29 protein-coding genes are annotated in these 20,765 nt (G+C 67.6%); 5 read left to right on the top strand and 24 right to left on the bottom strand.

Translation table 11 applies throughout. From position 1 onward, the window contains the following. Positions 1-14 precede the first annotated feature (14 nt). The 8 genes from I0C86_RS41460 to I0C86_RS41425 all read right to left on the bottom strand — a co-directional run bounded on the left by I0C86_RS41460 (position 15) and on the right by I0C86_RS41425 (position 6,017). Complete coding sequence (locus I0C86_RS41460; RefSeq protein WP_196206771.1) at positions 15-851, bottom strand: hypothetical protein; 837 nt, start codon at positions 849-851, stop codon at positions 15-17. Further along, positions 848-1,051, bottom strand: a complete 204-nt coding sequence (locus I0C86_RS41455) for a hypothetical protein (protein ID WP_196206770.1) — start codon at positions 1,049-1,051, stop codon at positions 848-850. Before I0C86_RS41455 ends, I0C86_RS41460 begins: the two co-directional genes overlap by 4 nt. A 139-nt stretch (positions 1,052-1,190) precedes the next feature. Then, positions 1,191-3,197 carry a hypothetical protein gene (locus I0C86_RS41450; RefSeq protein WP_196206843.1) on the bottom strand — a complete coding sequence of 669 codons (2,007 nt, stop codon included), beginning with the start codon at positions 3,195-3,197 and terminating at the stop codon, positions 1,191-1,193. Positions 3,198-3,213: 16 nt separating this feature from the next. Beyond that, positions 3,214-3,573 carry a hypothetical protein gene (locus tag I0C86_RS41445; protein ID WP_196206769.1) on the bottom strand — a complete coding sequence of 120 codons (360 nt, stop codon included), beginning with the start codon at positions 3,571-3,573 and terminating at the stop codon, positions 3,214-3,216. Beyond that, complete coding sequence (locus tag I0C86_RS41440) at positions 3,570-3,902, bottom strand: hypothetical protein (RefSeq protein ID WP_196206768.1); 333 nt, start codon at positions 3,900-3,902, stop codon at positions 3,570-3,572. The genes I0C86_RS41445 and I0C86_RS41440 overlap by 4 nt, the downstream gene beginning before the upstream one ends. A gap of 57 nt (positions 3,903-3,959) precedes the next feature. Then, positions 3,960-4,211: a hypothetical protein gene (locus tag I0C86_RS41435; protein ID WP_196206767.1), complete on the bottom strand. Its 252-nt coding sequence runs from the start codon at positions 4,209-4,211 to the stop codon at positions 3,960-3,962. Continuing rightward, positions 4,198-4,530 (bottom strand): hypothetical protein, encoded by a 333-nt coding sequence (locus tag I0C86_RS41430; RefSeq protein ID WP_196206766.1) that lies wholly within the window; start codon positions 4,528-4,530, stop codon positions 4,198-4,200. The genes I0C86_RS41435 and I0C86_RS41430 overlap by 14 nt, the downstream gene beginning before the upstream one ends. 263 nt (positions 4,531-4,793) lie before the next feature. After that, positions 4,794-6,017, bottom strand: a complete 1,224-nt coding sequence (locus tag I0C86_RS41425) for a hypothetical protein (protein ID WP_196206765.1) — start codon at positions 6,015-6,017, stop codon at positions 4,794-4,796. Between the two features lie 62 nt (positions 6,018-6,079). Between I0C86_RS41425 and I0C86_RS41420 the strand changes: the two genes are divergently transcribed. Further along, a complete protein-coding gene (locus tag I0C86_RS41420) occupies positions 6,080-6,289 on the top strand; it encodes a hypothetical protein (RefSeq protein ID WP_196206764.1) in 210 nt (69 codons plus the stop codon). Between the two features lie 3 nt (positions 6,290-6,292). On the opposite strand, the gene I0C86_RS41415 is transcribed toward I0C86_RS41420, so the two are convergent. Further along, the gene (locus tag I0C86_RS41415; RefSeq protein ID WP_196206763.1) at positions 6,293-7,852 is read right to left on the bottom strand and encodes a phage portal protein; all 1,560 of its coding nucleotides are present in this window, start codon (positions 7,850-7,852) and stop codon (positions 6,293-6,295) included. Between the two features lie 110 nt (positions 7,853-7,962). Here I0C86_RS41415 and I0C86_RS41410 point away from each other — a divergent pair, with 110 nt between their 5' ends. The 3 genes from I0C86_RS41410 to I0C86_RS41400 are packed head-to-tail and all read left to right on the top strand — an operon-like array spanning position 7,963 to position 8,849. Then, positions 7,963-8,340: a hypothetical protein gene (locus tag I0C86_RS41410; protein WP_196206842.1), complete on the top strand. Its 378-nt coding sequence runs from the start codon at positions 7,963-7,965 to the stop codon at positions 8,338-8,340. Then, complete coding sequence (locus I0C86_RS41405; protein WP_196206762.1) at positions 8,337-8,540, top strand: hypothetical protein; 204 nt, start codon at positions 8,337-8,339, stop codon at positions 8,538-8,540. The genes I0C86_RS41410 and I0C86_RS41405 overlap by 4 nt, the downstream gene beginning before the upstream one ends. Before the next feature lie 42 nt (positions 8,541-8,582). After that, positions 8,583-8,849, top strand: coding sequence for a hypothetical protein (locus I0C86_RS41400; RefSeq protein ID WP_196206761.1), 267 nt, complete (start codon positions 8,583-8,585; stop codon positions 8,847-8,849). Here I0C86_RS41400 and I0C86_RS41395 read toward each other — a convergent pair. From I0C86_RS41395 to I0C86_RS41330, 15 genes are all read right to left on the bottom strand, one after another. After that, positions 8,846-9,160 carry a hypothetical protein gene (locus I0C86_RS41395; protein ID WP_196206760.1) on the bottom strand — a complete coding sequence of 105 codons (315 nt, stop codon included), beginning with the start codon at positions 9,158-9,160 and terminating at the stop codon, positions 8,846-8,848. The genes I0C86_RS41400 and I0C86_RS41395 overlap by 4 nt on opposite strands. A 210-nt stretch (positions 9,161-9,370) precedes the next feature. After that, entirely contained in the window at positions 9,371-10,435 is a 1,065-nt protein-coding gene (locus tag I0C86_RS44235) for a hypothetical protein (protein ID WP_230395621.1), read from the bottom strand. Between the two features lie 28 nt (positions 10,436-10,463). Continuing rightward, positions 10,464-11,009, bottom strand: coding sequence for a hypothetical protein (locus I0C86_RS44230; RefSeq protein ID WP_230395620.1), 546 nt, complete (start codon positions 11,007-11,009; stop codon positions 10,464-10,466). A 74-nt stretch (positions 11,010-11,083) separates the two neighbouring features. Continuing rightward, a complete protein-coding gene (locus I0C86_RS41385) occupies positions 11,084-11,551 on the bottom strand; it encodes a phage terminase small subunit (RefSeq protein ID WP_196206759.1) in 468 nt (155 codons plus the stop codon). A gap of 351 nt (positions 11,552-11,902) precedes the next feature. Further along, positions 11,903-12,274: a hypothetical protein gene (locus I0C86_RS41380; RefSeq protein WP_196206758.1), complete on the bottom strand. Its 372-nt coding sequence runs from the start codon at positions 12,272-12,274 to the stop codon at positions 11,903-11,905. After that, positions 12,265-13,305, bottom strand: a complete 1,041-nt coding sequence (locus tag I0C86_RS45315; RefSeq protein WP_196206757.1) for a PKD domain-containing protein — start codon at positions 13,303-13,305, stop codon at positions 12,265-12,267. The genes I0C86_RS41380 and I0C86_RS45315 overlap by 10 nt, the downstream gene beginning before the upstream one ends. Before the next feature lie 12 nt (positions 13,306-13,317). Next, on the bottom strand, positions 13,318-14,814 hold the full coding sequence (locus tag I0C86_RS41370) for a fibronectin type III domain-containing protein (protein WP_196206756.1): 1,497 nt from the start codon (positions 14,812-14,814) through the stop codon (positions 13,318-13,320). Further along, positions 14,814-15,167 (bottom strand): hypothetical protein, encoded by a 354-nt coding sequence (locus I0C86_RS41365; RefSeq protein ID WP_196206755.1) that lies wholly within the window; start codon positions 15,165-15,167, stop codon positions 14,814-14,816. Before I0C86_RS41365 ends, I0C86_RS41370 begins: the two co-directional genes overlap by 1 nt. A gap of 44 nt (positions 15,168-15,211) precedes the next feature. Next, positions 15,212-15,493: a hypothetical protein gene (locus I0C86_RS41360; RefSeq protein ID WP_196206754.1), complete on the bottom strand. Its 282-nt coding sequence runs from the start codon at positions 15,491-15,493 to the stop codon at positions 15,212-15,214. 138 nt (positions 15,494-15,631) lie between these two features. Continuing rightward, positions 15,632-16,222 (bottom strand): Ntn hydrolase family protein, encoded by a 591-nt coding sequence (locus I0C86_RS41355; protein ID WP_196206753.1) that lies wholly within the window; start codon positions 16,220-16,222, stop codon positions 15,632-15,634. Between the two features lie 9 nt (positions 16,223-16,231). Beyond that, positions 16,232-16,540: an HNH endonuclease gene (locus tag I0C86_RS41350; RefSeq protein WP_196206752.1), complete on the bottom strand. Its 309-nt coding sequence runs from the start codon at positions 16,538-16,540 to the stop codon at positions 16,232-16,234. A gap of 113 nt (positions 16,541-16,653) precedes the next feature. Next, positions 16,654-16,989 carry a hypothetical protein gene (locus I0C86_RS41345; protein WP_196206751.1) on the bottom strand — a complete coding sequence of 112 codons (336 nt, stop codon included), beginning with the start codon at positions 16,987-16,989 and terminating at the stop codon, positions 16,654-16,656. Beyond that, on the bottom strand, positions 16,986-17,264 hold the full coding sequence (locus I0C86_RS41340) for a hypothetical protein (protein WP_196206750.1): 279 nt from the start codon (positions 17,262-17,264) through the stop codon (positions 16,986-16,988). Before I0C86_RS41340 ends, I0C86_RS41345 begins: the two co-directional genes overlap by 4 nt. Before the next feature lie 526 nt (positions 17,265-17,790). Next, the gene (locus tag I0C86_RS41335; RefSeq protein ID WP_196206749.1) at positions 17,791-18,009 is read right to left on the bottom strand and encodes a hypothetical protein; all 219 of its coding nucleotides are present in this window, start codon (positions 18,007-18,009) and stop codon (positions 17,791-17,793) included. Positions 18,010-18,049: 40 nt separating this feature from the next. After that, positions 18,050-18,349, bottom strand: coding sequence for a hypothetical protein (locus I0C86_RS41330; protein WP_196206748.1), 300 nt, complete (start codon positions 18,347-18,349; stop codon positions 18,050-18,052). Positions 18,350-20,560: 2,211 nt separating this feature from the next. Here I0C86_RS41330 and I0C86_RS41325 point away from each other — a divergent pair. Next, positions 20,561-20,707 carry a hypothetical protein gene (locus I0C86_RS41325; RefSeq protein WP_196206747.1) on the top strand — a complete coding sequence of 49 codons (147 nt, stop codon included), beginning with the start codon at positions 20,561-20,563 and terminating at the stop codon, positions 20,705-20,707. The last annotated feature ends 58 nt before the right edge of the window (positions 20,708-20,765 follow it).

The raw sequence follows: 20,765 nt of genomic DNA, 5'->3' as shown, positions 1-20,765 counted from the left end.
CGGGCCGTGCGGTGTTACAGCTGCGGAGTCGCCGGCGGCTGGGCCTGCCGATCGCCGAAGCGCTGACGCGCGATCTCGGCGCCGGCGGCGAGGCCGCTCGGGCGGGTTGCCGCGTGCGTGCCCTGGCCCATGTCGGGCGCGGGGCGAAGGGGGGCTCCCGTGACGGCAGCCGGGGCTTGCGGGGCGGCACCCGTGGCGGGCACCTGGGGCTGGCCGGCCGGCGATGCCGGTACGGCAGGGGTGACCGGCGCGGCGGCCTGCGGCAGAAGCGTGCCGACGAACGCGGCGACCCGGTCGCGGTCCACGCCGCCGGCGGCGGTCTGGAAGCGGCGCAGGTCGAGGTTCTGCAACAGTTCTGTCACCTGGTCGTCGGTCATCCGGTCGCCGATCGAGACCCGCATCTGCGCGTCGACAAGCTGGCCGCCGACTTCAGCGAGGGCCGCGGTCCGGCCCCTCGCCTCGGCAGCCGCCACCGCGCGCTCGTGCTCGGTCTGGTTCGCCTCCACCTGGCGCTGGTGCTCGGCGGCGGTCGCCCGGAGCTGGTCCAGTTCGCCCGGCTGCAGTCCGAGCGCGCCCAGGTGGCGGGATTCGTGGCGGCGGGACTGGGCCCGCCAGTACTCGACCTGGTCCTCGACCGGCAGTTCGCGCCACGGTGCTCCCGGGTTCGCCGGTGCCGGCGCCCCGCCGGCGGCGGGTGCGGCCGGCTGCTGCGGCGCAGCGGCAGGTGAAGGAGCGGTCGACGCCGGCGGCGTCGGTACGGGCGCGGGCGCTGGTGCGGGGGTCTGATCGGTTCCGGTCGCCGTGGTACCGGCGGTACCGGCGGCGGTGCTGTCACCGGCAGGCTGCGTCATCGCCGACCACCGACTTCGTCCGCGGCGCGGACCACGAGGCCGTCGTTGATCAGCGTTGCTCCCGCGTGCAGGACCAGGTCGTTGACGATCTCGTACGGGACCTGCTGTGTCAGCAGTTCCCGGCGGAAGTCGCCGAGCAGTTCAGCGGTGGTGGGTTCGGGCGCGCCACTGGCTGCCGCGACCGAAGATGTGGACGACATGGACAAATCTCCCCTTGGCGGGTAGAAGAAAAGCGCCCACCGTGACGGCGAGCGCTGGATGAACAAACCCGGTCAGGGCCGGGTGTGAAACAGGCCGACCCGGACAGAACCCCGGGCTCGGAAGATGTCGAGCGGCCCGCTACAGGGCGGTCGCCGCCAGTACGCCGGAGTTGTCGACGGTGATCTGGTACGCGGTGCCGTTCGGCGACCGCAGGACGATCGCCGAGGTGGTCGCGTTCGAGGTGAGAGACACCGGGCCGACGTTGGTCGTGTTGCCGGCTACGTCCCGGTTGAGGAGGAACACGATCCGGACGTAGGCGGTGCCGTACGGGAAGGTGTTGTTCCCGCCGGTCGCGGCCGTGTCGTAGCCGCCGATGTAGCCGCTGTACGCGGTCCAGGTGGCGGGGATCTCGACGTTCGTGCCGGCGATGTACTTGTAGGTGCTACCGCCGGTCGAGTTCCGCACCGCCGTACCCGCCGGGATCACTGGCCCGCTCCAGGCCCCGTTGAGCGTGATCGTGTTGCTGGAGATGCCGCCGCTGGCCCACCAGCCGCCGGCCTTGTATGTGGTGCTCGACCGCCGCGTGTAGGTGTAGTTCGGGTACGTGTAGCCCTTGCTGTTCACGTAGCCGTACCAGATGAAGTGGCTGTTCGTGCTGTTCAGGGCGCCGTTGTACCAGCCGGCCGCGTTCGTCAGCTGCACGGTGGTGTCGCCCGGATTCAGCTGCGCGGCGAGGGTCGTGTCGGTCGACCCGGTGTACTTCATGTAGTTCTGCGGGGTGATCCCGAGCCCGTCGATGTCGTACGGGGCGATCCCCAGCAACGCCTTCGCCCCGACCGCGTACACCGACGAGATCGCGTGCACGCTCAGCCGGTACGTGCTGGTCGGGATGACCGGGATCAGCTCGTCGTTGGTGGCCACGGCCGAGAACGTCGCGTGCCGGAACGACCCGCCGCCGGCGTACGTCACCGTCGGGTCGAAGGTGAAGCTGGAGAAGTTGTAGTTGTTGCCCAACAGGCCCGAACCGTTGGTGATCAGGTTCTCTTCACGTGACTGGACGTACGCGACCGTCGTCAGCGGCTGGGAACCCGTGCCGGCCTGGCCGCCGGCGCTCGTCAGCACCGCGCCGCTGACCGTGCCGCCGGTCAGGTTCAACTTTCCGGCCAGCGCCGTCGCCGTCGCCGTCGACACCGGCTTGGCCGCGTCGCTGGTGTTGTCGACACTGCCCAGGCCCACATCGGCCTTCGCGACCGCGACGAACGTCTTGTCGGAGCCGCGCAGGAACTGCGACGCGGTACCCGACGGTAGGCTCGCCTGCTTGGCGTTCAACGCCGACTGCGTGGCGTTCGAGATCGGCTTGTTCGCGTCCGCGACGTTGTCGACCTGGTCCAGACCCACCGCCGACTTCGAGACCGACACGAAGGTGTGATCCGAGCCGCGCAGGAACTGACTGGAGGTGCCCGACGGCAGGGTGGCCTGCTTGCCGCCGAGTGCCGTCGCCGTCGCCGTCGACACCGGCTTGGCCGCGTCCGAGGTGTTGTCGACGTTGCCGAGGCCGACGTCATCCTTCGTGACCGCGACGAACGTCTTGTCGGAGCCGCGCAGGAACTGGCTGGCGCTACCCGATGGCAGGCTCGCCTGCTTTCCGGCCAGCGCCGTCGCCGCCGCCGTAGACACCGGCTTGGCCGCGTCGCTGGTGTTGTCGACGGCACCGAGCCCGACGTCGGACTTGGTGAGCGTGACAGCACCGGTGCGCCCGTTGACGCTGCCGACGTAGACGGCGCTGGGCGGCGGCGGGTCGGAGATCGGCGGGCGGGGCCACGGCGCGACGTCGTTCAGTTCGACCGCGGGGGCCATGTCCGCCGTCAGGGTGATCTCGTACTGTCCGAGCCCGACACCGAAGTCCTCGGTCACCGCGTACGTCATGCCGGCCGGCGCCAGGTCCGGGTCGTCGGACACAGCCAGGGCCACCGCGAGCCGGCCGTCGACCACCCGCACCTCGACGGTGCTCGGGATGACGACCGCGCCGTCCGCGATACCCAGCGTCGACGGGGTGAACGTCACGATGCCGTACAGCGGCAGGCCGCTGGTCGACCGGTAGTCGGCGGTGACGAGGACCGAGGTGACAGACGGGATCTCGGGCACGAGCACCCCCTCGCGGTCAGCGTTCGGACACGCCGTAGACCTTCGCGCCATGCAGCGGCGGCGGCAGTTCGACCAGCGGGATCAGTAGCCGCTCCTGAACCGCGCAGGTGTCGCAGTAGTCGCAGATCGGCGCCCGCGCGAGATCGCCGCCAGGCGTCCGCCACAGCTCCAGCCAGTCCGAGCCGTCGCACCGGGCCCGAATCGCAATCTGGTTGCTGGCCGGCACCGACATCGGGTCAATGTCATGTGCCCGCAGGAACTCGACGAGGTCCTGACGCTCGTCGTCGGTCAGCTCGCCGAAGTACAGGTCGCCGTCCCAGAGGTAGATCAGCCGCGGCTCGCAGCCGCAGGTTGGCTGAGCCGCGTCGCCGCTCACCGCGAACCGCGGAGGGTGCCGCCCTGTGTCTCCAGGTGCGTACGTACCGCCTGCGCCACCGCGACCCCGAGCGGACCGGGATCGATGTCGACGAACGTCTCGCCGTCGGACGTCTCGTCGTCGTCGTCGACCAGCCGGACGGTCGCCTGGGTGATCAGTACTCCGGCGGCGCCAGCATCTCGGCCGAACTGGTGAAGGGTCTCGCGGTCGCTCTCCCCCAGGTCGGCGGGCACCTGGTCGACGATGAGGGCGAACGGCGCAACGCTCTGGTCGACGCGCAGGCCGGTGCTGGGCAGATAGAGGGTCTGGAGTCGCATCGAGAAGGGCATGGGTGGGCTCCGTGCGGTGGGTGGGCATGGCAGGGCCGGCCCGGCGCGGAGTCGTTCTCACTCGCCGGGCCGGCCCAAGCTGGAGTCGCGACCGCCTTCAGCGGCCTTGTTGGTGAAGATCATGTCGCCGGAGGTGTAACCGAGAGCTCCCCAGCTCAGGAACAACATCAGCTGCTCGAACGGGTCGAAGCCCTTCGCAATCCACACCCACGCGGCGCTCGCCGGCCAGCCGGCGACAACGAACCCGAGCAGCGCGGCGGACAGCCGCAACCGGGTGTCGGCGCGACGCCACCACCTACGCGGCCCCACGGCACGCCACCTTCGGCGGAACCAGGAAGAGCACGTCAGGGTCGGCGCCCTCCGCCTGCTTCTTGCGCAGGCAGATACGCAGACCGACGATCCAGTGGGCGTAGTACGGCCCGTCCCGGGCGCTCGGAGCAATGTAGGCCCGCATCCGACCCCACCTGTTCATCGGCCGCCAGCCGCAGGTAGACCCGAGAACGGCGCCCTTGAGGTCTGGAATCTCCGGCGCCCATTCGCGGCGGATCTGGCGGGCTTCGGCCAGCGTGCGGGCAACCAGGATCACCGGCGGCTTCGACCCGGGCCCCAGGGCGAGATCGACCGGCAAGTCCCACCTCCCCGTACGGTGTCGGCGTGACGGTCGCGGGCAGGTGGATACGGCGGCGCTCCGGGTGGCTCTGGGTGGAGTGGAGGCCGAAGACCTGCCGGAGAGGCCACCAAGACCCGCTACTCGGCTGGGGCGCCTGTTCCCCGTGCGGTCGGATGAGTCGTACCTGGCGATGTCGCCACGACAAGTGCCCGGACGTGCTCTACGCCTGCCACGGCGACGAGACCGAGCCGGCCCGGGTGCCACCGGTGCCCGGCACCCCGTCAGACCCCGATCTCCGCCCGTAGCTGTTCGATCAGGCGCTGCTGGTAGCCGAGCAGTGGTCGGACCCGCGTCTCGCCCTCGTCAAGCCGGCGTTGCAGCCCGGTCGTCGACCGCTCCAGGCCCGGCAGGCGCCGGCGCGCGGTGGCGGCGCGGCCGTCCCGGTCGGCCTCCTCGGCATCGCGAAAGCCCTTGCCGTACGGCAGCAGGATCGGGCCGATCTCGCCGTGCTCGCCGATCGCGACCCGCAGTTTCTTGAGTTTCCGGCCATGGGTGCCGCCGGCGGCCTTGTAGATCCGGTCCAGGTCCTGGCCGTTGATGTCCAGTCCCGGATCGGCCGGCCCGCGAATCGCCAAGACGCCGCAGCGGCAACGATCGTGGATTGGCTTCAGTTCCTCGCGCTTGTAGATCCTGTCCGCGGCGACCACGCACAGGCCGCACGGCGGCGAGTCTGGATTCCGCAACTCGGCGAGCAGGATCCGGCGGTACCCAGTGATCTCGCTCGGGTTCTGTTGGATCATCACCTCGTGCTCCTGGGCCCGCTGGGCCAGAGCCACGTCCATGTCGGCAACGTCGGCAGCCCGGGCCAGCGCCCGTTCCAGCGCCTCCGTCTCCGAGGTGCCCTCCGAGATCCGCCACCGGTACTCGGATCCGATCCGGATGTACGGCTCCATCGGATCCAGCGCCAGGAGCCGGGCCTCGTCCTCGGCCAGCTCCCGCTCCAGCTCCTGGTCGAACTCGTCCTCGATCGCCCGGAGCTCGTCGTCGACCTGCCGCTCGAACTCCTCGTCGAGCCGCCGATCCTCGTCTTCGTCCTCATCCTCGAAGACATCGTCGAGATCAAGGTCGCCTTCGGGCTCGATCTCCACGGGCGGGCGCGCCGACACGATCCGGGCCACCGCCGGTGTCACCACGCGGCGCAGCTGGGTCACGTCGATGGTGCCGACCGGACGTACCGGGCGGCCCGTCATCAGCGTCAACGTCCGGGCCAGGTAGGCGTCGGTGACCTGGGCCGCCCGGGTCTGGATCGGCTGCACGATCCGCAACACCCGCTCCACCGCGAGCGCTACGTCGACCGGGTCGTACCAGTTGACGATCCGCAGCGGCCCGAGCACAGCGGCGATCGCCATCTCGGCGAGCTGGCGGCGGATCTCCGACTGGGCCTGCACCAGGGCGTAGATGGCGGCGATCTCGGCAGCGGTCAGGCCGCCGTCAGGCGCAGGCACCGCGCACCCTCCCGTCGATACACTGGGTGAGTATTGACAAACCCCGAGTCACAGGAGTTGCCGTGATCTACTCGGACAAGCCGTACGGGCCACGCATCCGCCTGCCGCTGCGACGACGCCAGCCAGGTGCGCAGCCGGAACAGAACTACGAGATGGTCTGGGCCGTGATGAAAGAATTCCCCGAGCACGACGTCGACCAGGTGCTGGAGGAAGCTCGCCAGCGCGGCGCCACCTTCACCCGTGAGTTCGTTCAGGCCGCGATGCAGGTGTAGTGGTCACGCCGCCACCGGGAGCCCGCCGAGCGGGTTCTTCAGGACGTCCGCTGGGGTCGGCAGCGTCGGTAGCGCCGGCAGCGGGCTCGCCGCGGCCGGGCGGCCCGACTGCTGCTGGCCCTCCGGCAGCGGGTTCATGGCGGCGGTGGCGGCGGCGACCTGGGCGGCGAGCAGTTGTTCGTCGGCCCATTCCGTCATCATCGCGTCCGACTCGGTGGGGGTGAATCCCCAGATGTGGATCAGGCGGCTACGTCGCGGAATGTCGTTCGCGGCCTTGCTGGCGGCGTCGGCCCGCTCGGCCAGGCTCAGCCGCTCCGGCGGTGCCCACAGGGTCCGCAATTTCGAAAGGTCGGCCCGGTCCGGCTGATCCATCGTCAAGAAGGCGAGGCTCATCACCCGAGCCCAGGCGTGCGACGTCCGCGCGACCCGGTCCTCGACCTTGAAGACCAGGCCCTCGCGGCTCAGCGAGGCACCCTCGGCGGACTGGTTTTCACCGGCCGGCTGCAGCATGTGCATCGGCGTGGAGGTGACGCTGGCCAGGGTCTCCAGGTCGTCCTTGACCGCGCTCAGGATCGGCGTCAGGTCGACCTGCTGCGACTCCCACATCTTGGCCTCTTCGGGCAATTGCCACAAAGCAGCCGGATCCATGGTGAAGACGTCGGAGTAGTCGATTTCCTCACCGGTCTTGGGGTCCTGCAACGGCAGGCCGACCACCGCACGCTGGCGAAACGCCTGCATGGTGGCGATCGTGAGGCGCTGCAGGATCTGGTGATTGATCCTGTTGAGTAGATTCCTGTGCGGCTCGTACTCCCCGAGGCCATCCTCGTTGAGGAATCGGACCGCCGGCATCCGGTTGTGGGGCAACCGCTGCCCGTCCGCCCCGCCCTTGTCGGGGTGCCAGTCCCAGCCACGCGGGTCGAAATACACGCCGAGGCTCGTGTCCGGCCGATCCGGGGCCCCAGGCAGCCGGTTCGCCCACGCCTGCGTCTTCTGCTGGCGGTAAGCCACGAAGACCTGGCCAGGCAGGAAAAGGTAGGCGCGGTCCTCTTCGGCGACGTCGTCGTGCAGCACCTTCAGGGCGGCCCGCAGCCGGGTCGGCTGCGTTGGGTCCGGCTCCCCCACCATCGTGCGCGGGTCCTCGGCAGTGATCAGCGGCGCGCCGGTCTCCTCATCGACGTCGCCGACGATCACGTACGACTCGGACAGCGCCAGCATCTTGTTGTGCGTGTCCGGCGCGACCACGGCCATCCCGGCCCGATCCCACATCGCCGCGGCTTCGGCGTCACCGGTGACGTCGGCATCGACAGCGGTCTGGAAGCCGACCGGGCGCATCCGAGACGACGTCGCCGAGACGATCAACTTCGAGAAATTGCTGCGGCAATGCTCCTGGAAGGCGGCGTACGCCTCCCGGACGTTTTCTGCGCCTTCGGGCAGCGGTGGATGCCCGATGTAGTAGTTGTGCAACTGGGCAAGCCGGCGACGGCGCGGCGGGTCGTTGAGCTGGAAAAACAACCGGCGCAGCCACCAGCCCGGGGACTCGCGAACCTCGACGTCGATCGGCACCAGCGCACCTCCTCGGGAGATAAGGAGGCACGTGACCCCGTTGACTTCCGAGCGCCACGCTCGTAAGTTAGTAGGCGTCAGGAGTTAGTCACAAACCGAGGGGCAAGCAGATGACCGAGCAGTCGCAGCACGCAAGAGCGTTCGACCTCCCCGGCTGGCCGTGCCCGCCGCGCGTGCGTGACATCCCGAAGCACCACAACAGCTGGGGCCACATCTTGGTCGTGCATTCCGGTCCGGTCGCACAGGACGAGCTGGGTTACCTATGGGTGAACGGCGAGACCATCCCCCGATTCCAGACTCCGAACGAAACCTTGACCAGCCCCGGTGCTCTGGTCTTCTGGACGGAATCCGGCCTCGGCCTGTGGGTACACCCGAAGTCACTCCGGAGCCTGCCCTCGATCAGCCGGCTTGACATGCGGCCCGACGAGTGGTTGGCGGTGAACGAGGTTGCCAGCGAATGGCCCGACTTCATCAAGTCAACCTCGTGACCGAACTGTGGACCGTCGAGCAGGCGTCCAAGCATTGGGGCGTCAGCGTGTCACGCGCCCGGGCGATCCTTGCCAACCGGAAGATCAAACGCGTCAGCGGTTACCCGGCAGATCAGATCAAGGCTGTCGAGCTGCGGCAAGGCGCCCGCACCGACCTCGCCCCGAGTGCCGACCAGACCGGAGCCGACGGCGGTGCGTAGCGGTCACCGGCACCAGCGCACCCCCTCGGCACACTGGGACCTGTGCTTGAAATCGGCTCCGGTCAACCGGAGGAACTGACCCCTGACGAGGTCGCCGCGCTGTGGGCAGACGACGGCCCGATCCTCGGCGCCACGCCGGGCGTGCGGTGGGTCGAGTTGGACGGCTCCGCCGACGGGGTCGCCATCACCGATATCCCCGAGCCGCCGCTGACCGTGGTCGACGTGATGGAGGTCGACGGTCAGTGCGTAGTGGTGGCGTCAACACCGAGCGGATTGCTGATCGGGTTCGACGCGGCTCGGCGAGGTTAGTCGTCGTCAGAGCGCCGGAAGGTCACGAACGCCCAGTCGGGATGCTCCTCGGGCACGACCGCTTCCATGATCGGGTACCTGTGCCGCATGCCGATCAGGTCGAGCTGCGGCAGGACCTCCGGCAGCACCGAGTACGTGCGCGACTGGACACCGCCCACCGCCGCGAGCGCGGCCAGCTCGGCGTCGATCGCGCCGCAGGAGAACCCGGCGGTGAACGAGTCATCCTCGTACGGGCCGTTCGCCGATCGGCAGACGATGAACGGCAGCACGCACTCGTGGCGGTCACTCTCCGGCTGGTCCAGCTCGCTCAACTTGTCGGTCCCCTCCGATACGATTGACATCGGGCCCGGCAGCGACAGACCCGCGGTTAGTCAGGCTGCCGGGCTCGACCATACCCACGCGGCGTTCGGCGAAATTACCGCCGGGTCACCCTGCTCTCCGGCGGGCTTCGGGACTATCGTCTTCGGTGGGCCCGGCGCCGATCAAGGGCACACCACGACCTGTGCCGGGCCCGCCCATGCTCACCGGATTCGCTTCGCGGCGTACACCCGAGCCGCCCGCGGCTTCGCGCCGATTGCAATCGCGTCCCCGCGCGCCTCGAACGCGAGCACGGCGCTCATGATCCCATCGATCTTCTTGGGCGATTTTGGAAATTCCTTTGCTATTCCCAATCCCGCCCGCGACGGCCTACGGCGAGCATTCAAAGCGTGCCGGCGTAGCGTCACCGCCAACTCGGCGGTACGTCCAGCCCGGTCCGCCGCCGGGGTGAAGCTGACCCGCCTGTCGACGACCGCCTCGTGAAAACGTTCGAGCGCGGCAACCATCCGGGTTGGCTTATTGGTCCACCATTCGAGCGGACGAGACTGGGTCGCTTTCACCTGCATCTTCTCGCCAAATTCCGCCGAGAACTTGTCTGCGTAGTCTTGCCAATGGGCGGGGTCCATATAGAAGCCCGCTACTTCGAATCGTTCCATGGCGTGCGCCACCGCAGCGTCAACCGCGATCCGATCGACCTGCCAGCCCTCGCCGAGTCGACCCGGGGGCTTCTCGAAGCAGTCGAGCAGTTCCAGGTGACCATCCGAAATGCGGCAGGCCACCAAACAGGTGCTGTCCTCGTTGACGCTTCCATCCAGGCCGAGGCAAACGAAGTCGCGGTCCTGCAGTTGCCGGTCCGGGCGGCCACAGCCGTCCCATTCCTGCGCCGTCAGCCACGCGTCGCTCGTCGACGTCTGCGCGTTCAGGAAGTAGCGCCGCGAGTCGACGGGATCGTTACGCGAGTCCCAGAACTCGTTGATCAGACCGTCGATGTCAATCCACTCGACGGCGTCGCCGTACGCCTCGATCAGGCCGGCTCGCAGCTCGTCCTCGTTCGTGAGATCGTCGACCTCGCCCCACCTGTGGTCGTACAGGAGACGGTGGTCACCGCGCTTGCGGCCCTCGCGCATCGACTCGGCCTCGGCGAAGGTGTCCTCGGCGGTCGACTCCTCGCCGGGCGCGAACATGGTGGTCGTTTCGAGAAACCATGTACCGGTCAGCTTCTTACGCTTGCGGTGGTTCCTCGTGACCGTCTTATACATGCGCTTCAATTCGGGCAAATTGTACAAATGCGACTCGTCAAAAGACAGAGAACGTCTCCTTGCCACCGTCCTTACTGGCCCCTGACGCCGTTGACGGCATGATTCTGCCGCCCCACGGAAGGAAGACCTGCCCCTTGCCGCAATCGACGCCCGGCACTTCGGAAATAGGGCAGTCGTCGTCGGTCAGATTGAAGTAAATCGAGTCATAGACGTTTCCGGTCTGTCCTTCTTCAGTGGCGAGAATACGGACGTACGGAACCTGGATTGGCTTGCCCATCGGCTCGCCGGGCTGATATTCGTAGCGAAACCCGAGCCCCCACGGATCCTCGTATACCTCGCCGCCGCGTGCCCACCCGCCGAATCGGCAAGGGCCGAGCGCTTCGAAAAGCGAGAGACGGGCACCCAGTCCGCTTTTATCGCAACCTTTCGATCTTGACAGGAAGGCCGCGTCGATCAGCAGGTGGTTATTCTTCGCGTCGTCGCCCTGGGCGTAGCAGTCGACGATGAAGCCGGTGTATTCGTCACCGTGCTCGATCGCCATCCCCTGCACGTCGCCGGGACCGTGCCGAACGAAGTGCTCCATCCAGGCAACGGCGAGCCAGCCGAGCGACCGGTTGCGGTCGTGCCCGGGCGGCCGGACCAACGTACGTGGCACGGTCAGCCCGCCAGGCGGTTACGGCGCGACTGGATGTTCGTCACCTTCGCCCCGCCGGCGGCCGGCGTGGCTTCCGGCTCGGACTTCGCGAGTTCCGCCGGCTCGACGTACCGAATCCTCAGCTTGCGCCGAGCCTCCGCCGTCGTGCCGATCTGGTCCTCTCGGCGCCGGATCTCGGTCGACTTGTTGGCGTGAACCGTCTCGTCGCTGAAGTAGTTGCGCCACCAGTCCTGCCACATGAAGGCCGTGACCAGGGCAAAGTCCCAGTCCATTTCGGACCAGAGCGCGCAGTGCGGCATCCGCCGCACCATCTCCCACCACTCGCGGACCCGGAAATTCCACTCGAACTCCGGATACTCGGGCAAGTCGGGCGACGGGCCGGTGTAGTCAACGGCGGGCACGTCGTTCCAGTCGACGGTGTAGCCGCGACCGTGCTTGTTGTCCTTGGGGGGCCGGCCAGAGTAGGCCATGTTGATCAACTCCCGTGGCGGGATCGACGCGGCGTCCCATGTCGGGGCGCGCGGTGGCGTCACCCCATGGCGGGGAGCGCGGTGGGTAGTGAGGTTTCGGCGACCGCCGACGTCCTTTAGGGCGGAGGGCCGGCCCGGGCAGCCGGGGTCGAGATTCGGCGGGGCCGCGCAGGGCTGCATGGGCGCGACAACTGATCGCTACGCAGGACGCCGGCCCTCCGCCGATAAGGTGGCAACGAGGGCTGGTCCGGGCAGCCAGGAAAGATCCGATGCGGATCGAGAACCGGCGGTGATCGCTTCGGGCTGACCGGAAGCGCGTAGTTGCGAGATCCCGCCGGTCGCCAGCCCTCGCTACTCCTCGGCTGGGTTGAGCATCACGTACGGCGTCGCGGCGGCCAGCAGCGCCTCTTCCAGCTCCGGCGCCTCGATGACCAGGTGCAGCAGCTGCGGGTCGTCGGACACCCACATCCGAACCGGCCGGGCGCCGGGCGGCAGGTTCAGGCCGGCGGCGATCGTCGGCATGTCGAGTACGACCTGGCCGCGCCGCGACGTGGCGTACGCGGCCTGGGGGTCCAGGTCGGCGCACTCCGCGCAGTCGCGGTGCGCCGCGGCGACACCCGGCTGGGCGGCGACCGCCCGCCGGGTGCCCTCGGGATCGTTGTGCATGTCGGCGTGGACCTCGGCCCGGTTCAGCGGCGAATACCGCCTGCCGGTCAGACCCATGCGTCGTTCTGTCGAGTCTTCAGCGGATGCGACACCCAGGCGTCGTCGACCCGGACCCGCATCGAGGCGGACGGGCCGACGGTGATGGTGACGGTGTCCTGCGAGCTGGTCGCCGACCGGTCATCGGTCACCGTCAACCCGAACGTCAACGTGGTCCCGCTGACCGTGGACGGCGCGGTGAACGTCGGCTGCGCGGCGCTCGCCGAGGACAGGGTTACCGCCGGCCCCGACAGCTTCGTCCACGAGTACGCGGCGATCGTGCCGTCCGGATCGGTTGAGCCGAGCCCGGTCAAGGTCACCGTCGCACCGGGGCTGACAGTCTGATCCGGTCCGGCGTTCGCGGTCGGCGACACGTTCGAGTTCGACAACGCGAACGCGAGCGTCGTCGGCACGAGCGCGAAGCCGTTGTTGATGTGGTGCGCCGTCTGCGGCACCGTCGCGACGCCTGGGTTCGGCTTGCTGTAGAGCGCCATCGCCGAGTTCCGCAGCGTCGCCAGCGACGACGACACCTGGCCGATCAGCGTCCACCCGGACGTCGGGTCGAACGACGGGATCGGCGAGCCGGTCGTCGCCGCGGTACCCCCTCCGACAGCGGCGACCACGAGCGTATCGGCGGCGGCCGGGGTGATCGCCGGCGACGGCGGGCTGGTCGTGCCGGCGCTCGCGGTGTTGAAGTAGGCGGTCGTCTGTTCCAGGGTGACCGGCAGGCCGGCGTTGTCGTAGGCGACGAACGACCACGAAGTCCAGCGCGAGTTACCGGCGGTCATGCTCCAAGAGGCGCCCGCCTCCACCAGGGAGGCGATCCGGTACCGAAACGCCCGGGTAGAGCTGACAGAGGTCGACGGGGCCGCCGCCAACTGCGTCCACCCGGCCGGAACGTTGGTGAACACCGGCGCCGAGGAAGTCAGGGCGACGACGACGATCAGCAGGTCGCCGACCTGCGCCGCTCCGGGAATGACTCCGCCGGGCGTGGGCGAGCTGGCGCCGCCGGACGACGCCGAGCTCGACCCCCTGATCAGGATGGTGCCCACAGCCACCTCCAGTTACGGTGTCGGCGGCGTCCAGACGCCGAAGTGGTCGGATTCCCAGTCGAAAACCGACTCGCCCTCGGTGACGACGTAGCTGTAGAACCAGGTGGTGACCCCGCCGGAGACGGAACGATGAAACGTCTGCCCGCTGACATGCCACACGTTCGTTTCCCGCTCGACCACGGTCGTCGGATCGGTGCCGGACAGGATGTAGGCCGGTAGACCGTAAAACCGCAGGCCGAAGCGGTTCCGGCGGTAGGAGTAGTAGGTGGTGTAGAACGTGCCACGCGACACCGTCTGCGGGGACTCGACGCCGGCCCGCATGTGGATGTTGGAGCCGTCGCAGTAGTTGTCGTGGAACGCGTGCCAGCTGCTGTCGCCGGTCATGTGGCCGACGATGGTGGCCGCGTTCGCGAAATCAGTGATCTGCGGAACCTCGTCGGACTCGTTGCCGTTCCACATGTCGAAGCGGCAGAACCGCACCGCCGTGTTGTGGCCCGCGGTGATCTGGTGGCTGTCCGCGTGGGCGCCGGGCGCCTTCTTGAGATGGTGCGTCCAGCAGAACTCGACCAGGCAGTTCGTGCCAGTCTTGATCGCGTCGTTGCTGATGTTCCAACAGTCAAGGTAGCGGGCCGTGAACTGCCCGTACGGCGGGATGATCGCGCTGATGGCGAATCCCGCGATGAACTCGCAGTAACTGATAACCGCACCTGGGAAGTCGTCCCGGGTGGACAACATGTACTTGCCCTTGCCCTCGATCAGGCGCGAGTCGATTCGGTTGTACCGGAAGGTGACATTCTCGGCCCGAATCGAGACGGAGCCGACGATGTCGATGTACTGCACCAGCGCGCCGCGCCGGGTGATATTGAGGAAGGTGTTGCCGGTGACCGGGTCGTGCGTCACCGTTCCCGACGGCAAACCCTTCGCGTCGATGAACGTGCCGACCGACGAGGCGTCGAGCACATGCAGGTCGTCGTAGGTCTTACCCTGCGCGGTCAACACCGGCAGGACACCGCAGTACGTCGCACCGAGCTGATAGCCGTTCGTCACCCCGGGCGGTGGGGTCGTCGCACCCCAGTACCCACGGCCGTTCGGCGTCAGGGTGCTGCCGCCCCAACCCGCGGGGGCCCCGACGATCGGCCCGATCGAGCCGATCACCCACTCCCCCGACGGGGTCGCCAGCACCTCCGCTTCCTCGCCGAAACCCGCCTCGTTCAGGGCGGTGAGGCTGACCGTGTACGCGACCCCGTTTTCCAAGCCCACGAACGTCCAGGTGAGGTCGGTACTGTCAAGGCTCTGCCCGGGAGCGTCGTCAGGTTCGATCGTGATGGTGTAGCCGAGGAGCGGCGTACCGCCGTTGTCATACGGGGGCAACCACGTGACGGTCAGTTGACCCGAAGACTCGGCGACCGCGACCTGTCGAGCGGGGCCCGGAGCCCGCAGGCTCGGCACGCCGCCGGACATGACCCGCCAGTGCGTCGTCGGGCCGCTCCACACGCGTACCTGACTCATTAGCCACTCCCGACCCAGGTATCGAACCAGTCGTCGGTGTTCAAGACCACGCCGGTGGCCACGGCCGGGTCGACCGGACCCACGAAGATCCTCGGCTTGCTCGTGTCAGTCTTCAACGGGGTCGGCACGTAGTCGGTACCGGTCCAGGACAAGACGTTGCCGAACAACGCCGTCGTCTGCCAGCGCAGCCCCAGCGGCTCCGAAGCGTCCGCGACCAGGCTGGTGCCGTCCGCCCCGGCCTCCAGCTCTCCTGGAACACCCTCGTCCGCGCCGGCGAGAATGACGCCGTGGCCGGTGTAGTCCGACAGGTCGACCTTCGTCGCCAGGCCATCTTCGAGGTCTTCCGGGGTCACGCCTGCGCCACCCCCACCACCCCCGCCGCCGTAGAAGCCGCGGCTCACCGCGGCACTCCGCGCACGGACACGGTCGGCGTGCCGGCCGACAGCAGCTTGACGACCGTCGGCCCGGACGAGCCCGGCCGCAGGCTCAGGAAGGACAACGCCGCCGGCAAGACGTGCGTGCCGTCGCCCATCGCCACCGGCGCCTGCCCGTCCGCCCGGAACCACAACGTGGCCGGGTCGGCGATCATCGCCACCTCGACCTCGTAGTAGTCCTGGTCCAAGGTGACGGTCCGGACCGTGTCGGCGGCCAGGACGACGTGCTGCGGGGAACCCGGCATCGCACACCTCCTTCGAGGCGTTGCTCCCGCAAGTGGGAGAACGTGGGAGAGAGCTGGCGAAGTCGCGTCCCGTTGCTACATTGGAAGCGCTGAGGGATGTGTTTCCCTTACACGCGGAGCAAGGCAGTGCCTTGCCACTCAGGGAGAGCCGGCTACCGCTTCGCGGCCCGGCTCTTTCCTTTTCTGGGGCGCCAGGAGCTCCAGGTAGATCGGCGGCTCGGAGTAGCGGTCCCGCCGGCAGGCGATCTGCACGGCGCGGACAATCGCTTCGGCCGGTGTGACCCCCACGTCCAGGAGCGCGTCGAGCGCGCCGAGTGCCGACCCCTCACCGGAACCGAGGGCGGCTCGGCCGTCCGGGTGCCGCAGGGCGCAGCTGTGCACCAGCGTCCACAGGTGGCCACGCCAGCCAAGTAGCAGGTTCGATTCCATCCGCCCGGCCTCGACGAGCCCGGCCTCGACGGCCAGTTCGGTGGCGGCGACTGCGACTGCGTGTGCCCACGCCTGAGGGTCTTCGTCCTCGACCGGGACCGCGTCGAGCTTCAAGCCCGCGTGCAGCACGTCCGGCATTCCTGCCGAGCCACTGACGCCGATCAGCACCTCTTCGTCGCCGGCGGGCAGTCGAACGACCTTGCGGGCGGCGTCATGCAGCGGGCGCTCGTAGACGTTGGTGCAACTGTCCGCCGCCATCAAGATCCGGTCGCCGACCGCGCAGGCGAGCACCGTGGTCACCAGAACCCCCTACATCAGGCCCGGATGCTTGCCCTTCGGGCGGTGCAGCGGCACCCTCGCAGCGTTCGCCTCGATGGCGGTCTTCGCCACGTGACATCGCTGCGGTGTGCGCCAGGAGTGGATCGGGCGCAAGTTTTCCAGCCGATGATCATCGCCCCGCTTGACGTGATCAATTTCGTCGGCACCGGGCGCGTTGCACCAGTGGCAGATTGTGCCGTGCACCCGGAAGGTCTCCCGGCACCGCCAGGCCCAGTCGTCCGGCAGTCGACCGCGTCGGTTACTGCCCTCCCACGGCGTACGGCCAAGACGAGTAGGCACCGGTCACCCCGCCCGACCTGCGTAGGGTTACCACATTCGAGGGGTGGCCAGCGGGCAGAGGCGACCTTCCCCGACGCCTCTGCCCGCTTCCCTTGCCACCCCGGCGAGGTCTTCTAGAAGGTCGGCTCCGCCGGCGGGGCCGGCGGAGTGTCGGAACCGTCGGCGTCGCCGATCTCCGTGTCGAACGCGTCGACCTTCGCGGTCAGCCGGTCAAGCGCGGCCTGGCCGTCGGGGGTCAGGTTCTCCCGGTCAGCCTCCAATGCGTCGAGGGCGGCGCGGACGTCGGCCACGAGGTCGTCGACCTTCGTGGAGAGGGTGTCGAGCTGTTCGGCGGCGGTAGCCATGCGGCGCTCCAGTTCGGTGAGTAGGTGATCGATCTCGTCCAGCCCCAGGTAGTGGCGGACGACGTCGCGCATCGTCGGGCCGGCCAGCCGCCGGCGGCGCGTCATGCCGCGCTCCGCTCTTCGACACGGCCGCGGCGCCAGTTGCGCGGACTGTTCCGGCTCGACCGGGTGTGCCGCTCGGCGTCGACGAGGTCCCCGAGGTGGTACTCCAGCCAGGACCGGGCGCCGGCGCGGGTACGCAGGTGCCGACGCTCGCCGTCGGGGGTCAGCCAGCCGCGGGCTCGCCAGTGGGCGATCGTGCTCGACGGAACGCCGGTCAGCATCACGGCCTGGGCGCGGGTCAGATACGCGTCGGGGTCCACGATCACCCCCGAGCGCATCGCCGATCTACAAGATCATCACGGGGGCACAAAAAAAGGCGGCCTCGGGAGGGCTCCTCCGAGGCCGCGCATTCAAGCTGTGTCCGGGCATACCTCTGCCCGTTTCGGGAAGGATGCCACGCTCGGGGCGCGGGTCGCAAGTGCTGTGACCGGGGCAACTCGACGAGCACGTACCCTCGACACGTGGCGGAGATGACCCGGCCGAGCTGGAGCAGCTGCTCGACGAGTACGCCACCCTCCACACCCGCCACAGCAGCCGCGGATCGCGCGGCACCTACCACAGCTTCGGGCCGAACCGCGAGCGACGAGAGCGCGCCACCGAGATCCGCCAGCTGATCCTCGACGCCTTCGAGCCGTCCGCGCCCGGGCCCCGCGTGGACTGGGAACCGCCCCGACAGGTGATCGACGACCTGGTGGACGCGTGGCACCGTCCCGCCCGCGAGCTGCTGGACGATCACTTTCGAGAGCTGCTGCGGTCGTGGCGCGCAGGCGGGCTTCTCGGGTAGCTCAGGCCGCCGCCCGGGCACTACCCCCAGATCATCTCCTTCGACCGCCAGCGCGAACGCCCGACGAACACTCTGGCGCCCGCCCGCCGCTCGGCGACCATAAAGCAGTACATCTGCAGCGCCCGGTTGACCGTGTCCTCGACGTTGTGCCCCTCCAGCGCGGCGGCATCTTCCAGGGCGTTCATCGCCTTCGGCAGAAGGCCCACCTGCAGGTTGATCCAGTCGTTTGACTCACTCACGGTCATGACCTCCGGGGGAAGCGGTCGGCAGCCTGCCAGGCTACCCACGCGGCGCGGCGCCGAGAGCGCGGTCGTCGATGTCGGGCGACCAGACGCCGAACAGCTTCCGCAGCGCCTCCTGGTAGGTATCCGCCAGGACCAAGACGTAGCTGCGCATCTCCACGGTCAGCTCGTACCGTCGGGTCGGAGTACGCCGGCCGAGGAAGCCGCCCCAGTCGTACTCGTCCAGCTCGGCGGCCAGCTCGGCATGGTTCAGGTCCTTGCTGGCGCAGATCACCACCTGACCGTCCGGCGTCGGCACCCCGAGAATCACCCAGTCCGGGCTCTGTCGCACCGCCACGTTCGGGAATCCTGTTCGTCGAGATGATCTAGGGGGCTCCCTAGGCGTTCTTGGGGTGTTTCCGAGGCTACCCGGGCCCCCGGGGGCCGAAATGGGCCGCCAGGGGCCAGCTCAGCGGGCCCGTGGGGCCTTCCTGCGAGGGGCTTCTGAGGAGTGCCACGAAAGGTCCCAGAATTGATCGCACCGCGAGGCCCAGTACGTCCCGGTCCCGCGCAGGCCACCCGGGGGAGGGTCCCTCCCCTCTGGACAGTCCACAAGCGACAAGACATCGACGGAGCGGCACGGATACCACGTCGGACCGGCAGGGCAGGCAGTGACGTACGGCGATCGATTGACTTCGACTGATCATGTTCAACGATCATCGCGACGCGTCGAGCGAGGCAGGCACGGCACAGGGCAACCGCAGATGGCACGGGGCAGGGTAGGCAGGGGCAGACCTGTGTCGGTCTGGTGCGGGCTACGTACGGCAGGGGGTAGGTGTCACCACGTGCACAGGGTGAGCGATTGCGGTTGGTACTACCTGATCAGGTGAGGGAGTAATTCATCCATTCGGTCAACTGTCCGTTTCTCCCGTTCCGTAACCCTTAACGCTCGTTAACTTTCGGCCTTCATTTGGCCTGTAAGCGCTTAGAGCCTGGTAGCGGGTATGACCGGATGCGCGGTATCAAGATTAATTCCATGAGCGTCTATTTACCGGAATCTCTTGCGGTAGCACCTGCGGATCATGTATGGAGCAGATCTCGTCTCAATACGTGAGACTGTCGCCCGGGTGACAGTCGATGTTTTCGCAGGTCAGAGGCTTGATCCAGAAGTATTTCAAAAAAACACTGTGACCCGGGTACCAGTAATGGCACTCAGGGCTTACGTTTGGCGTGCTCGATCCGAGCGACGCGGTTTACCCCCGGATGCGTTCCGGCTCAATCGCTGACCTCGGACAGGGCTTGTAGCTTGATCAACTAAACAGCGGATGGCGAACCTGAAAGCGTGTTACGCGGACCGGTTGCGCGGTGAAGGCTAGACACTGATTCCCCTAGGGGAGTTGCTCCACTGGCAACAGTGGCGAGTCGGGTCACTCTCTCGGGGGTGGCTTATCGAGGTACCGCGCTAGACGGATGGCGGATACACGGTAGTCCCTCGCAAGAGGGTTGATCCGGGGTGCGATAACCCCGGGGAGTCGACACGTATCTAAGGGTCGCGATTCGCTGGCCAGCCATGGGCAAGGGATACCTCCCGTGTATACGGGTCGGTCCGTCGCTTATGTGGCTGGTAACTTGTTCATTGAGAATTCCATAGTCAATGCCCGCTAGCACAGTGGGTAGACACGTCCCCGGTTAGGGGATCCGTCTCGATGTTTTAAGGACGGCGCAACATAAAAGACCATGCGCAGAGCATGGCACGGGTCGAGGTCAGAGTTTTACCCATGGCCGTAGTTTGCTGCCTTATTTCCCAACGCTCCCGTGGATAAGTGCCACTGATAGGCCACCCGGTTAGAGCTTGAGTGCGGAGATCTTTTCGTATGGTGAAGCATTGCGGCGCGCGCTTGAAAACATGGTACCGACGTACGTTGTCGGGAAGCGGTTGCGCGTAACCGCTTATCTGAATAAACCCGTAGGCACGTGGCCTAACAGCAAGCCTGCCAAGCTTGCCGGTCACGGGATCTAACAGCGGACATGTCCGCCGGTCGGTCGCCTGTGCAAGTCCCGTGCAAGTCGGGACATCGGTTTTACCCAACGGTGTTCGTTCGTGTAGCTCCGTTGGAGGTTTGCCGACCGGTCCGGTATCGCCCGGCCCGGTCGGCAAACCATCCCACCCATCCGGTTTCGATCATGGGTACGGCCCGTGGTCGTGACCGAGTGGAGGGGGCCAAGAGTGCACGTGTCATTGATCCGTAAGGGGATGATGCTCGACGGTCACACGGTCACGGCCGTGGGGAAGATCGTTCGGCAGGGTAAGGCTCGGGTCAAGGTTGACTTGAGCAACGGCGGATATCGGCTGGTCAAGCCGAATGGATCCCTTCCGGTCGTGGGATACGTGGGTAACATCCCTGCCGGACCGACGCAGAGCCGTCACGTATCGGCGCCGCACAAGATCACTGCATCTCGCCGCGAGCCACGCGGTATGGCAGCCGACAGTCACACCCGCATCGTTGCTATCAGTCCGACGTACAGCGCACGCTGCAACTATGAAACTGATGCGAGCTAGGGAGAGCAGATGGACGTCAAAGACGAAGAAACCGCGCCGCCGGTGATCATCGTTACCTCAGACCGTGACGTGGTGGACCGCGCGATGAGAGCTAATCCGGGCGTGGCGTTCAAGTGGTATCGATCAATGGATCACGTCCCGCGCGCAACCCGCTAGCCCCCGCGCCGTCAGCATTCCGACCGGCATCGTGCACGTAGCCCGATGCCGGTCGGTG

This window comes from Plantactinospora alkalitolerans (genome assembly GCF_015690345.1).
GTDB classification, from domain to species: Bacteria; Actinomycetota; Actinomycetes; order Mycobacteriales; family Micromonosporaceae; genus Plantactinospora; species Plantactinospora alkalitolerans.
The sequence above is the reverse complement of the archived record's forward strand: the minus strand, read 5'-3'. Positions and strand labels throughout refer to the sequence as shown.

Excerpts from the sequence above, each read along its gene's own strand:
- I0C86_RS41460 (WP_196206771.1), bottom strand. The coding sequence starts at position 851 with ATGACGCAGCCTGCCGGTGACAGCACCGCCGCCGGTACCGCCGGTACC.
- I0C86_RS41455 (WP_196206770.1), bottom strand. The coding sequence starts at position 1,051 with ATGTCGTCCACATCTTCGGTCGCGGCAGCCAGTGGCGCGCCCGAACCC.
- I0C86_RS41440 (WP_196206768.1), bottom strand. The coding sequence starts at position 3,902 with ATGCCCTTCTCGATGCGACTCCAGACCCTCTATCTGCCCAGCACCGGC.
- I0C86_RS41410 (WP_196206842.1), top strand. The coding sequence starts at position 7,963 with ATGACCGAGCAGTCGCAGCACGCAAGAGCGTTCGACCTCCCCGGCTGG.
- I0C86_RS44230 (WP_230395620.1), bottom strand. The coding sequence starts at position 11,009 with ATGGAGCACTTCGTTCGGCACGGTCCCGGCGACGTGCAGGGGATGGCG.
- I0C86_RS41385 (WP_196206759.1), bottom strand. The coding sequence starts at position 11,551 with ATGGCCTACTCTGGCCGGCCCCCCAAGGACAACAAGCACGGTCGCGGC.
- I0C86_RS41380 (WP_196206758.1), bottom strand. The coding sequence starts at position 12,274 with ATGGGTCTGACCGGCAGGCGGTATTCGCCGCTGAACCGGGCCGAGGTC.
- I0C86_RS41370 (WP_196206756.1), bottom strand. The coding sequence starts at position 14,814 with ATGAGTCAGGTACGCGTGTGGAGCGGCCCGACGACGCACTGGCGGGTC.
- I0C86_RS41360 (WP_196206754.1), bottom strand. The coding sequence starts at position 15,493 with ATGCCGGGTTCCCCGCAGCACGTCGTCCTGGCCGCCGACACGGTCCGG.
- I0C86_RS41345 (WP_196206751.1), bottom strand. The coding sequence starts at position 16,989 with ATGACGCGCCGCCGGCGGCTGGCCGGCCCGACGATGCGCGACGTCGTC.
- I0C86_RS41340 (WP_196206750.1), bottom strand. The coding sequence starts at position 17,264 with ATGCGCTCGGGGGTGATCGTGGACCCCGACGCGTATCTGACCCGCGCC.
- I0C86_RS41325 (WP_196206747.1), top strand. The coding sequence starts at position 20,561 with ATGGACGTCAAAGACGAAGAAACCGCGCCGCCGGTGATCATCGTTACC.